General features: G+C 65.1%; 7 protein-coding genes. 2 read left to right on the top strand and 5 right to left on the bottom strand.

What is annotated here, in order from left to right; genetic code table 11:
• Window positions 1-2,851: DNA polymerase III subunit alpha (gene dnaE, locus VGM20_04190; GenBank protein ID HEY4100060.1), on the bottom strand; the 2,851-nt coding region annotated here is incomplete at its 3' end.
• Between the two features lie 181 nt (window positions 2,852-3,032).
• On the opposite strand from dnaE, the gene VGM20_04185 reads away from it, so the two are divergent.
• On the top strand, window positions 3,033-4,124 hold the full coding sequence (locus VGM20_04185; GenBank protein HEY4100059.1) for an aminopeptidase: 1,092 nt from the start codon (window positions 3,033-3,035) through the stop codon (window positions 4,122-4,124).
• A 25-nt stretch (window positions 4,125-4,149) separates the two neighbouring features.
• On the top strand, window positions 4,150-5,520 hold the full coding sequence (locus VGM20_04180) for a M20/M25/M40 family metallo-hydrolase (protein ID HEY4100058.1): 1,371 nt from the start codon (window positions 4,150-4,152) through the stop codon (window positions 5,518-5,520).
• A gap of 28 nt (window positions 5,521-5,548) precedes the next feature.
• On the opposite strand, the gene VGM20_04175 is transcribed toward VGM20_04180, so the two are convergent.
• The 4 genes from VGM20_04175 to VGM20_04160 form a co-directional block, all read right to left on the bottom strand.
• Window positions 5,549-6,115, bottom strand: coding sequence for a DinB family protein (locus VGM20_04175; GenBank protein ID HEY4100057.1), 567 nt, complete (start codon window positions 6,113-6,115; stop codon window positions 5,549-5,551).
• 83 nt (window positions 6,116-6,198) lie between these two features.
• The gene (locus VGM20_04170; protein ID HEY4100056.1) at window positions 6,199-7,668 is read right to left on the bottom strand and encodes an aminopeptidase P N-terminal domain-containing protein; all 1,470 of its coding nucleotides are present in this window, start codon (window positions 7,666-7,668) and stop codon (window positions 6,199-6,201) included.
• Window positions 7,669-7,682: 14 nt separating this feature from the next.
• On the bottom strand, window positions 7,683-8,915 hold the full coding sequence (dctA, locus tag VGM20_04165; GenBank protein HEY4100055.1) for a C4-dicarboxylate transporter DctA: 1,233 nt from the start codon (window positions 8,913-8,915) through the stop codon (window positions 7,683-7,685).
• 52 nt (window positions 8,916-8,967) lie between these two features.
• On the bottom strand, window positions 8,968-12,855 hold the full coding sequence (locus VGM20_04160) for a carboxypeptidase regulatory-like domain-containing protein (GenBank protein ID HEY4100054.1): 3,888 nt from the start codon (window positions 12,853-12,855) through the stop codon (window positions 8,968-8,970).
• Between the last annotated feature and the right edge of the window lie 66 nt (window positions 12,856-12,921).

Genomic DNA, 12,921 nt, shown 5'->3' with positions numbered 1-12,921 from the left:
CCTTCTCCTTCGCCAGACGCTCCGCTTCCGTCCACGCCGGCACATCGGGAAGGGTCGCCTCCGGGGCGTGCGACGCGGCGACGGCTTCACCAAAGAGCGATCCCTGACCGGCAGCGATCTCCTGCTGGAGCAGCTGTGCCGCGGCGATCGTCTGGTCGACCGCCGCGGTCAGTTGCGCGCGTTGCCCGAACGCGTCGCACGCTCCGGCGGCGATCAACGATTCGAGGACCCGCTTGTTGCAGAGCCGCGTGTCGATCCGCTTGACGAAATCCTCGAACGAGCGGAACGCCCCGCCGCTTCGGGCGGCGATGATCGATTCGATCGCACCGGCGCCGACATTGCGCACGGCGCCGAGACCGAAGCGGATCCGCTTGTCGCCCACGACGGTGAATTTGAATCCCGATTCGGCGACGTCGGGGGCGAGAACGGTGTGGCCGAGCTCGCGGGCTTCGTTGATGTACTGCACCACCTTGTCGGTCGAGCCGATTTCGCTCGACAGGAGCGCGGCCATGAATTCGGCGGAGTGATGCGTCTTGAGCCACGCGGTCTGGTACGACAGCACGGTGTACGCGACCGCGTGCGATTTGTTGAAGCCGTACCGGCCGAACGTCTCGATCTGCGCGGAGAGCTCGTCCATCACCTTCGGCGAACGCCCCAGCGCCACGCCGCGATCGACGAACCGCTTCAGCTCCTTCCGAATCAGCTCGGCGTCCTTCTTTCCCACCGCCTTGCGGAGCATGTCGGCTTCGGCGAGCGAAAACCCCGCCATGATGTTCGCGATCCGCATCACCTGTTCCTGATAGGTGATGACGCCGAACGTTGGTTCGAGCAGATCCTTGAGGAGCGGATCGGGATAGGTGACCGCTTCCTGCCCGAGCTTCCGCTTCACGAAGACGAGGTGCATCCCGGTGTCGAGCGGTCCCGGGCGAAGCAGCGCGTTCGACGCGACGAGATCGTCGAAGCGATCGCATTTCATGTTGCGAAGTGTGTCGGTCGCAAGCGCGGATTCGAACTGGAAGATCCCCGCGGTCCGGCCCCGGCGCAGCAGGTCGTACACGGCCGGATCGTCGAGTGGAATCGTCGCCATGTCGAGGCGTGTACCGGTGCGCGCCGCCACCGTCTCTACCGCGTCGTGGATCACCGTCAGCGTCTTGAGGCCGAGGAAATCCATCTTGAGCATCCCGACCTTCTCGAGCGACCCCATGTCGTACTGACAGATGATCGCGTCTTCGCCGTCGGCAGCCTGCCCCTTCGCGGGCGCCGTGCAGACCGGGACGTATTCCGCCAGCGGACCCGGCGCGATTACCACGCCGGCGGCGTGCACCGAGGCGTGGCGCGACAGTCCCTCGATCCGCGAGGCGAACTGGAAGACGCGGTCGAGCGCGGGATTGTCGCGCACGGCGGTCTTCAGTTCATCGACCCGCTTGAGCGCCTCGGGAATCGTCAGCGAGAATCCCGGCGCGGACGGGATCAGCTTGGTGAGCTTGTCGGCATCGCCGGCAGGGACTTTGAGTACCCGCGCCACATCCTTCACCGCGGCGCGCGCCTTCATCGTCCCGAAGGTGATGATCTGGCCGACCGATTCGCGGCCGTAGCGCTGGCGGACGTACTCGATCACCTCGCCGCGCCGTTCGAAGCAGAAGTCGACATCGATATCGGGCATCGACACGCGTTCGGGATTGAGGAACCGCTCGAAAAGGAGATCGAACTTGAGCGGATCGACGTCGGTAATCCTGAGCGAGTACGCCACCAGCGACCCCGCCGCCGAACCACGGCCCGGGCCGACCGGAATGCCGCGCTCCCGTGCCGCCGCGATGAAGTCGGCGACAATCAGGAAGTACCCGGCGTATCCGGCCTGGTCGATGACCGACAGCTCGTAATCAAGGCGAGCCTGCACCACGTCGGAAAGCGGATCGCCGTACCGTTCCTTCGCGCCCTTCGTGGCAAGATCGTGCAGGAGATTTTCGTCGCTGGCGTACTCCGCTGGCCGTGGAAAGTTGGGGAGGAAGTACCGCTTTTCGAAATCGAATTCGCACCGATTGGCGATCGTCTGGGTCAGTTCGATCGCGTCGAGCTGGTCGGGGAAGAGCTTGCGCATCTCCGGCTCGCTCTTGACGTACGATTCGCTCCCGGTGAACCGGAAGCGCTTCGGATCGTCGAGGTCGCTGCCGGTGCCGATCGCGAGGAGGACGTCGTGCGCCTCCGCATCGTCGCGACGGAGATAATGCGCGTCATTGGTCGCCACCACGCCGAGACCAAGGTCGCGCCCCAGCTCGACCATTCCCTTGGCAACCAGCGATTCCTCCGGGATGCCGTGGTCCTGAATCTCGAGGAAGAAGCGCTCCTTCCCGAACACCCGCGCGAACCACTCGGCCGACTCCTTCGCCTTGTCGTACTTCGATTGCCGGAGCCAGAGTGCTACCTCGCCCGAGAGGCACGCCGCCAGGCAGATGATCCCTTCGCTGTGGGCCTCGAGGACCTCGCGGTCGATCCTGGGCCGGCGGTAGAAGCCCTCGGTGAACCCGATGGACGAGAGCCGGACCAGGTTCCGGTAGCCGGCCTGATTTTGCGCCAGGAGCACCAGGTGGGAGTAATTGGCCGGCGCCCACTGGGGCCGAGCCTGCGCCTGCCGCGGTCCGAAGGCGAGATATGCCTCGAATCCCAGGATCGGGCGGATCCCATGGTCTCGAGCCTCGTCATAGAAATGGCGGGCCGCGTGGAGGTTGCCGTGGTCGGTGACGGCCAGCGAGTCCATCCCCAGCTTCTTGACGTGCTTGACCAGCTCGGGGAGCCGGTTTGCGCCGTCGAGAAGCGAGAATTCGCTATGAGTATGGAGGTGGACAAAGGCCATCTTGTCACCGGGTCCGCGTAGTCACCGGCGAATCGTATCGAGTTCCTTGACGATTGTCAAAAGTCATTGTCCCGCTTAGGCTTAGATCGATTTTACCGGATCACGGAGCGGGCGTGACCAAGGGGATTTCCGGCGCCTTCATCGGGCGCTCCACGGCATGGTGAGAAGAAGGCGCTGGAAGATGGGATTGATCATCGCAGCCGCGGCGCTCCTGCTCGGCTTCGGAGGCGCCTACGTGGCGAGCGACCAGGTCCGGTATCTGTCACGGGCCGGGATCGAGGAGATCCGGATCCTCGATCACCGCGTCCCAATCAGCCACCTCGCGCTCGACCGCAAGACCCCGGCTGCCCTCAAGGAAGAGGCAAAGCTCGTCCTCGATGTCCGCGAGTACGCCGCTGAGCTCGGTCTCGAAGCCAAAGAGACGTACACCACCTACAGCGACGTGGGTCGCGATACCCTCCTGCTGGTGCTGACGGCGTCGCCCCGCAACTGCATCTGCCCCGTGACGTGGCGCTATCCCATTGCCGGACGCGTGCCATACAAGGGGTTCTTCAACTTCAAGGATGCGCAGGCCGCCGCCTCCAAGTATGCCAAGCGCGGCGATGACGTGAACCTCCGGCCCTCGGACGCCTTCTCGACCCTCGGCTGGTTCAACGATCCGCTCCTGTCGACGGCACTGACCCCCGATTCGATGGAGCTCGCCGCGACGGTCTTTCACGAAATCGCGCACAACACGTTGTGGGTGAAGGGCGCGACCGACTTCAACGAGAGCTTCGCACAGTGGGTCGGCTATCGCGCGACGCAGATGTTCTTCCTCTCGCGGGGAGACACCGCGGTGGCACTCCGGGCCGAGGGACGCTGGCAGGATGAGCAGACGCTCGGCACCTACTACTCCCTCCTCCTCGATCGCCTCGATTCACTGTATGCATTGAAGCTTCCGCCAGCGGCGAACGACAGCGGACGGGCGGTCATCGCGCGATGGAGCGAGGACACGCTGGAAACGGGGTTCGGACCGATCCTGCACACCTATCACGTCGTCCACGCACCGGTGCGCCCGATCAACAATGCCGCGCTGATCGGTGTGCGGCTGTACCGGACCAATCTCGAGCTCTTCGACGATTGGGATCGAAGCAATGGCAACGACCTGATCAAGTCGGTGTACCGCCTGCAGCAGCTCGTGGGCGATGCGCACGGCGACGAGGCGTTCAAGCGGATGCGGGTGGCACTGCATCGCACTGCCGTACCGGCTTCGCCGGCCGACACAGGACACTAGCGGCTCAACATCGCAGGAGAATTCGATGGATCAGCAGTTCGTGGCACGTGAGCAGGAACGCCTGCTCGGGGAATTGAATGACTTTCTTTCGATTCCGAGCATCAGCACGCTCCCCGAGCACGCGAAAGACTGCCGGCGTGCCGCCGAGTGGGTCCGCGATCAGCTGACTGCGCTGGGATGCACCGCGACGCTGCTCGAAGGCGATGGACATCCGGTTGTCTGGGCGGAGAGCCCTGCCGTCCCGGGGGCGCCCACGCTGCTGATCTACGGCCATTACGATGTGCAGCCGACTGATCCGGCCAACGAATGGATCTCCCCGCCGTTCACACCGACCGTTCGGAACGGAAAGGTCTTCGCACGCGGCGCGGTCGACGACAAGGGGCAGGTCTTCTGCCTCATGAAGTCGTACGAAGCGGTGCTCGATGACAGGAAGCGTCCCCCGCTCAACGTGCGGTTCCTGATCGAGGGTGAGGAAGAGTGCGGCGGCCACGTGATCGAGGAGCTGCTGCGCCGGGAGCCGGGGCGCGCGCACGCCGATGCGATCCTGGTCTGCGACATGTCGTATTACGCGAAGGGTTGGCCGGCGATCTATACCGCACTGCGCGGGATCTGCTACGCCGAAATCGAAGTCCGGACGGCGCAACGCGACCTGCATTCCGGCACCTACGGAGGCGTCGCGCCCAACGCGATCGAAACGCTCTGCCGGATGCTGACCGACATCAAGGGCCGCGACGGCGTGATCGCCATGCCGGCGCTCTACGACCGCGTCGATCCGCCGACGGAGACCGAACTCGACGCGTGGAGTTCATTGCCGTTCGATCAGAAGACGTTCATGCACGAGGAGATCACCGGGCGCGCGGTGGTTGGTGTGCCTGATCGTTCGGTGTTCGAGCGGACCTGGGCGCTTCCGACCTTCGAGATCCACGGCATTCGCGGCGGGTTCACCGGCGAGGGAGCGAAGACGGTGATCCCCGCGGTGGCGACGGCGAAGGTGTCGATGCGGCTCGTCCCCGGATTGTCCTACGAGTTCGCGCGCGATCAGCTGCGCGACGCATGTCATCGAGCTGCGCCGGACTACGCCGACATCGAGGTCCGCTTCGTTCACGGTTCCGACCCGGTGCAGGTCGACGTCGACCACGCCGCGTTCGGACTGCTCGACCGCGCCTTTGCCGACGTGGTGGGCAAGGGAATGGTGCCGGTACGCGCCGGCGGATCGATTCCGATCGTCAGCGACCTCGCCCGCGGCGGGGCGCCGGTGCTGCTGAGCGGAATCGGTCTCCCCGACGATGGGCTTCATTCGCCGAATGAAAAGCTTGACCTGCAGCAGCTCTGGGACGGGATCAACGTATTCGGGACCTTTTTCGATCTCTTTGGCACGGGCGGCAAAGAGCGGTGAACTGACGACGACGCGCTTCAGCGCCTGGTCACTTGCTCCACGGCGGAACGACGCCGTTCATCCGCGCGTAAGCGATCAATTGCCCGAGATGCTCGTGCATGTCGGCGGTCATTGCCACCGACGTTTCGACGATGGTAAAGTCCCGGCCAAAAAGTTTCCGCGTTCCCGCCAGTGAATCGGGCGGCACCGCCATCACCGAGGCGGTGACATAGTCGTGCCCTTCCTTGAGATGCCGAAGTACGTCGTCCTTCGTCGCTTGCGCCTCGAACTTCGTCATCGCATCCTGGGCACGCGGAATGGCGGGTGAGCGCGTGGCGCCGAACGACATCGGCGTGTAGACGTAGAACTCGCTCGCCACGTGCATGAAGACCTCGCCGACCGAACGCACGCCCGGCGCCGGGCGCCACGCGAACTTGTCGGCGGGGAAGGCATTGGCGAGGGCGGTGAGCTTGGTGTACATCGTGTCGAGGTCGGCCATGAACTGCTTGCGGACCTCGACCGCCGATGCGCGGTCGGGCACCGATTGCGCCGCCAGAGGGGCGGCGCACGCCGCGAGGGCAACCATGCCGGCAAGGATCCGAGTGGACCGGTTCATCAGTGACGCTCCGATGTGGATGAAGGTTCGCCCGCCCTATGGAGGAGCACCCACGCCGGTTTCGCCGCGCGCGCCGGTCTTACCTACTGCTTACGCGGCGGCCGCTTCGCCATCATCGCCTCGATCTCGGCGATTTCCCGCGGAGCATTGCTCAGCCGTTCCAGCCCCTTCGCCGTGATGGCGTAGTCGTCCTCGATCCGGACGCCGGTCATGTCGTACTTCGCCACCACCGGCCGGACCTTCGCGATGAACTGACGGTTCCGCGGCGTGTCGGGGAGCACGTCGAGCATCTTCGACGAGATGTAGATCCCCGGCTCGAGGGTGAACGCATCGCCGATCTGATAGACGGGATCATTCGCCGGCACGTTGGTGAGCGGATCATGAACCGCGAGCCCGAGGCCGTGACTGATCCCGTGAATCATCCAGAACGACGCCTGCGTCGCCGGCGCACCGCCGCCCGAGCGGCCACGTCCTCCGGCCGCTCCGGGCGGGTCGTAGGTGGCATCGACGCTCTCGACCAGGCCGAGCTTCGCCAGGCCCGCGGCACGCACGGCGACCGATGAATCCGATGCCGCCCGCCGTGACATTCCCGGGCGAGCGTTCCGTTCGGCTGCGGCCTGCGCATCGCGGACGAGCTGATAGATGGCACGCTGTTCCGGCGTGTACTTGCCGTTCACCGGAATGCTTCGGGTCACGTCGGCGGCGTACCCTTGGTATTGCGTCGCGGCATCGATCACGATCAGATCGCCGGGCTTCGTCGGGCCACGGTCCAGCATGTAGTGGAGTTCGGTTCCCTTCTCGCCCGATCCGACGATCGATCCATAGGCCGGCCGTTCGCCGCCTTCGCCGAGGAAGGTGCTCTCGAGCACCGCCTGCACCTCGTATTCGTGCCGCGGCTCGGGCATGGCGAGGACGGCGCGGTGGCCGTCCGAGGAAATTTCGGCCGCGCGGCGAAGCAATGCGATCTCGGCCGGAGTCCGGTGCGATCGCAACTGGTTCACGATCGGATGTGCGCTCGTGACCGTCAGCCCAGGGTGGCGCGCCATCAGTTCCTTGATGAACTGCTGGCCGCGGGTCAGTGAATCGGCGCGGGCGAAATCAGCGTCCTCGAAGTCGGCGAGATCGTAGAACGGCAGCCGCGTGGCGACGAGCGAGTCGACGATCGGTTCCATCGCACTGGCCGAGCGGGCGTCGACACCCAGCATCTGTGCCAGGACGTTGGTGTCGGCGCGCTGGCCGTAGTAGAACGCGGTCCGCGGATCGAGCCTGGTGACGAAGAGCGTGGTCACAGGCCTGCCGTCGCGGACCACCATCACCATCCCGGCATCGGGTTCGTCGTAGCCGGTGAGGTAGTGAAACGCCGCGAGCTGGAAGAAGCGGCCGAAGTCGCTCACCAGCGTCCGGCCGCCGAAGCCGACCACCACGCCGTTCCGGATCCGTGCCGCGAGCGAATCGCGCCGCGCCATGTAGTCGGCCGACGTGATCTGCTGCGCGGGGAGCGCCACCACTCCCGTGACCAGCAGCACTATACCAACCAATGATACCCTGCGCATGTTCGCTCCTCGGCTCATGCCGATTGCAGTTCCTGCGGGGACGGTGCGCCGACAAACTCGCGCTCGCTCCGGGCGACGACCACGGTCGCCACGGCGTTGCCGATCACATTGGTGATGGCGCGGGCCTCGCTCATGAAGCGGTCGACGCCCAGCACGAGGGCGACACCCTCGACCGGCACCACGCGCAAGGCGGAGAGCGTGCTCGCAAGGACGATGAATCCCGATCCGGTCACGCCGGCGGCGCCCTTCGAGGTGATCATCAGGATCGCCATGACGCTGACCTGCTGGCCGATCGACAGGTGCACGCCGTACGCCTGCGCGATGAAGAGTGTCGCCATCGAGAGATAGATCGACGTCCCGTCGAGGTTGAAGGAATACCCGGCGGGGATGACCAGACCGACAACGTCGCGGGTGCAGCCGTAGCGTTCGAGCTTGTCGATCAGCCTCGGCAGGACCGCTTCGCTCGACGAGGTCCCGAGTACGATCGCGATGTCGTCGCGAAGGTAGACGAGCAGCTTCCAGAGGGAAAATCCTGCCGCGCGCGCGATCAGGTTGAGGACGCCGAAGATGAAGATTGCCATCGTGACGTAGACACAGAACATCAACCGGCCGAGGGTGAGCAGCGATCCGACGCCGAACGCGCCGACGGTGAAGGCCATCGCGCCCAGGGCGCCGATCGGCGCCACGCGCATCACCATCTCGACGATCCGGAAGATGATCCGTTCGAGATGTTCCAGCGCGCGCACCACCGGTGCACCGGCCTCGCCGACCGACGTGAGTGCGGCACCGAAGAGGATCGAGAAGAAGACGACCTGCAGCACGTCGCCCTGGGCGAAGGCACCGACGACGCTCGACGGGATGATGTGGGTGAAGAACTCGACCATCGAGAGCTTGCTGCCGGTGGTGTACCGGCTGACGTCGGCGGTTGCGAGGTGCGCCGCGTCGATGCCGGCACCGGGCCGCACGACGTTGATCACCACCAGGCCGATCGCGAGGGCGAAGGTGGTGACGACCTCGAAGTAGATCAGTGCCTTGATCCCGACTCGCCCAACTCGCCGCAGGTCGCCGGTCCGGGCCATCCCCAGGACCACGGTGAGGAAGATCACTGGAGTGATCACCATCTTGACGAGATTGATGAAGGCGTCGCCCAGCGGCCGCAGCGCGCGGCCGGTGCCGGGGGCGAGCCAGCCGATGACAGCGCCGCAGGCGATCGCCAGCAGCACCTGCACGGTGAGGTTACGGGTCACGCGACCGATTGTGGCCTCTGCGGCGGAGAGACTGGAAGGTTACATCGGTCGGTCAGTTCTCGCCGCCACCGCCCTTGATGATCACCGTGCCCGGTCCCATGATGACGTCCTGCTTGATGGCCGACGGCGATGCACCGGCGGCGCCACCCGGTGCGGCACCAGGGCGGCCACCCGGCAGCAGGCCGCCGATCGACGGGGTCGCCGGGAGCATCCGCAACTGCGCCGGCGTGAGCAATGCCCGGGCGCGCGTGTTCGCATCGGCCAGCATCCGCTGGATCTGCGGCTGCGCCCGGCTCAACCGTGAGTTGAGCTGCTGGTCGTCGATCCTGCGACCCTTCTTCATCACGTATTCGAGCGCCGGATCGAGCGCCGAGTCGATCCGGGCATGGAGCGCCTTGCTGATCGATTCGAGCTCGCCCACCACCTTCGGCGTCAACCCCATCGTGTCCTTCCGGACGAGGATCGGCTGCACCGGATCGCGGCTCATCTTCTCCAGCTTGGCGCGGATCTGGTCGATGGTATACGGCGGTTCCTTGGCGCCGGGAATCAGCCCCATGCTGAGCGCCATCGGCGCCGTCGGCGGGCCGCCAAGCTTGTACTCGAGCCCCATCTGCAGCTGGAACGGCGGATACAGATGCCGCGCCGTGCCGAAATTGGCCGGCTGCCCGAAGAGCTGGTTCACCTGATACTGGTAGCTCTGCGTCTGCGGATTGAACCCGGTCACGGTCAGCAGTGAGGCGTTGGCCTGCTGGCTCAGCGCGCCCCGGCCGAGCGGCGTGTTCTCCAGCCCGAAGAGCCGGACCAGCGCACCGCTGGTGTTCAGCATCTGCGTGGTGACGCGCAGGCGGTCGCCGAAGCCGAACGAGCGCGGGGGCTGCCAGTCGATGCGCAGATCGAGCCGCGCCTGCCACGGATTGCTGCAGCTGTTGATCCCGGCCACCTGTCCCATCTGCTTCATGAGACAACTCCGCGCGCTCGAGGGGGCCGAGGCGAGGAGCTGGGCCATCTGCGACGCCAGCACCGGATCGGTCGTCGTCGCGGGATTCGGGATGAAGGCGATATCGTCGTTGAGGCCGTCGCCGTTGATGTCGCCCGAGACCGACGGCGTGTACGGAATCCCGGAGAGAAAATTGAGCCGCGTGTTGATGTTGAACCACCAGGCACGGAACGACGCCGACGCGACGATCTGGTGGGTCGGTTGCGATGACCGCACCCAGGCGGTGGTGAACGGATTGCCGTTGATGGCGAAGTTTGATCCGCCCGACGAGAAGAATTGCCCGTTGATGATGGTGAAGAGACCACCACCGCCGAAGCTCCCGGCGTCGATACCGCGCTGCTCGCGTTCGCCGTGGTTGTACACGTAGGTCATCGAGAGCTGCATCTTGTTGTGCAGCAGCGCATGCGGCGGCGCGATCGTCGCCTGGAACTGCGCGGTGCGCTGGTGCAGGTCCGAGATGATATCGCGGACTGCTCCATACGCAGGATCGATCCGGTATGCATTGGGAGCGATCAGGCCGGTCTCGGGGACGATTTCCGACGGATTGACGTAGACCTGACGATTCGATTCGTTGCCGAGATTGAATACCGGCGTCTGCGTCAGGTTTTCGTCGATCGAGCTGCGGTAATGCACGCCGTAGTTGTAGAAGGTCGTGATCCCCAGCGTCCACTTCGCCGGCAACCGGATCCCGTCGATCCCGAGATTCGCGCGCCAGTTCACCTGGGCGCGGTACGACGGATCATAGACCTGCACCGACGGGACGTTGGAGGAGAAGGTCGAGACACCGCTCCCGTCGATGCACGACGTCGGCGCCGCGTTGTTGATCGCGCTCCAGTCGGGGATCGGGGTCACGTCACCGACGCAGCTGAGCACGCGGCGAGTGTCGGGCAATCCGGTCTGATCAAGGAGCGAGACGAGGTCGCTGTTGTCGAGCGGCGTTCCGTACGCCCCGATCGACCCGTTTACCGCCCACCCCGGCAATGTCGATCCACGCGGAGTGCCGAGCAGTGCCTGGATGAATTCCGGCGGCAGATTGAGCGGGATACCGCCGAGCGCGATCGGCCCGTTCTGGCCGGTTGCCGAACCCATGCCGCGCCGCCGCGCCGAGGTCCACGAAAAGCCGAGACGCGGCGTCAGCAGTCCCGAATACGGCACGCGGTTGGTCTCGACGCCGAATTCCTGCTGCGCGGCCGGGTTGAGTTGCGGAATGACTTCCGGAATCGCCGCGTCGTAGCGGAGGCCGCCCTGGAATTGCAGCGCCTTGGTCGCACTCCATTCGTCGCCGATCCAGGCAGAAATGTCGGCGCCGTGTGTCGATCGCTCCATGCTGTTCAGCGTCAGCGAATATGCTGCCGGACGGTTCGCCTCCAGGTCGGCGAGCGTCTGGTAGGTGTAACTGCCGAACCGGTTGCCCGACGAAAAGGAGGAGTTCCAGCTGTTCTGGAGATCCTGGCCGATCTTGACCCGGTGCTTCCCACTTCCCGCGATCCAGGAGAACTCGTTCCGCAATTCGAGGTTGTAGCTGGTATTGGTGCTCGCGCTCGAACCGCCGCCGAACGAGAGGGACCCGAGCCCGGTGTGCCCGTCGTCGAATACGGTACCGACGCGGACCGATGCGCTCGGCATCTGCAGGAAGGGGTTGCTCCCGAAGTTCGAGTAATTCAGTGAGGCATTCATCTCATCGAGGAAGCCATGCAGGTAGCCGGTGAGCTTGGCGGTCACGAACTGGAACCGGTTGCTCGACGTCTGTCCGATCGACGGATACGAGAATGGCGCCCGTCCCGGTGACCCGTTGTCGCTCCAGAAGCCGCTCTGGGTGATCCTGAGCGCCGTGGTTCCCTTCGGCGTCCAATCGATCACCATCGAGGTGTTGTACGAGCGGCCGTGATTGTTCGGCGACGCACCGGCGGCGGTCATCGGGATGCCGAGGTCGTGCAGCGCCCCCGACACCGCGTTGATCGTATCGGCCACGATCCCGTACTGCGAAATGATCGACTGTGGCGGGCTGAGGAGCGAGTAGACGTCGGACTCGTTGTCGCGCACGCTCCACGATCCTTGATAGTGCAGCCGCTTCCTGATGATCGGGCCGCCGATCGTCCCGCTGGTGAGACCGGTGCGCGCGACCGGCTGCGGCCACGACGGATCGGTCCACGCGAGATGGTGATCACCGAAGGAGCCGCGCGCGGTCATTGCGAAGAGATCGGTGCCGCCACGCGCGATGTTCTGCGTCACGCCGCCGGAGAAACCGCCCACGCCGGGATCGGCGGACGACTGGACCAGTCGCGATCCGGCCAGCGCGTCGGGCGGCAGGGAGGTTCCGCCAAAGCGCGAACCATCAAGCGTGCTCGCGTTCGCTCCATTGCCGGAACCAAGCACCGAGAAGCCGGTGCTATCGGTCGAGAAGACGCCCGGGATCTGCGCCGCGAGCGCCAGGAGGTCGCTCGGGTCCAGCGAGAAGAGCGCGCCGGAGAGGAGGTCGTTCGTCACCCCGCCGATCGACGTCTGGTCGTCGCCGGCGTTGAGCTTCTTCGCCGCGACGTTGATCGTGTCGAGCTGGAAGGCCAGCTCCTTGAGTGTCACGTCGGCGACGAGCACCGTGCTCAACCCGGTCCGGGTGACTCGGGTGTTGTACGGCGCGTAGCCGATCTTGCGGATGTTGACGATGTAATCCCCTTCGCCGTTCGGGAAGAGGGCGGTGTAGATCCCCTTCTCATTGGTGGGGACGGAAAGGGCGGTCTGGGAGATCAGGCCGGTGATCGTCACCGATACCTGCGGGATTGGCTTGCCGTCGATGCCGGTAATCTTCCCGCGCACGATTTCGGTCGCACTCTGCGCACGAGCGGGTGCCATGATCAACAGGAGCGCGGCAGTCGCCAGAAGGGCGCCGAAGCGTGTTGCATTGAGGAACGCTGCCGCTCGCCTGAGCAGTGTCTTCGATTGCATCGGTCGTCCGGGTCGCAGGGTCGGGATGTGGTGCTTCGTCCAAGGTCCGAATAACTACGGGATCAG

This window comes from Gemmatimonadales bacterium, from assembly GCA_036500345.1.
Classification (GTDB): Bacteria; Gemmatimonadota; Gemmatimonadetes; order Gemmatimonadales; family GWC2-71-9; genus Palsa-1233.
This window is presented reverse-complemented; position numbering and strand designations above follow the sequence as displayed.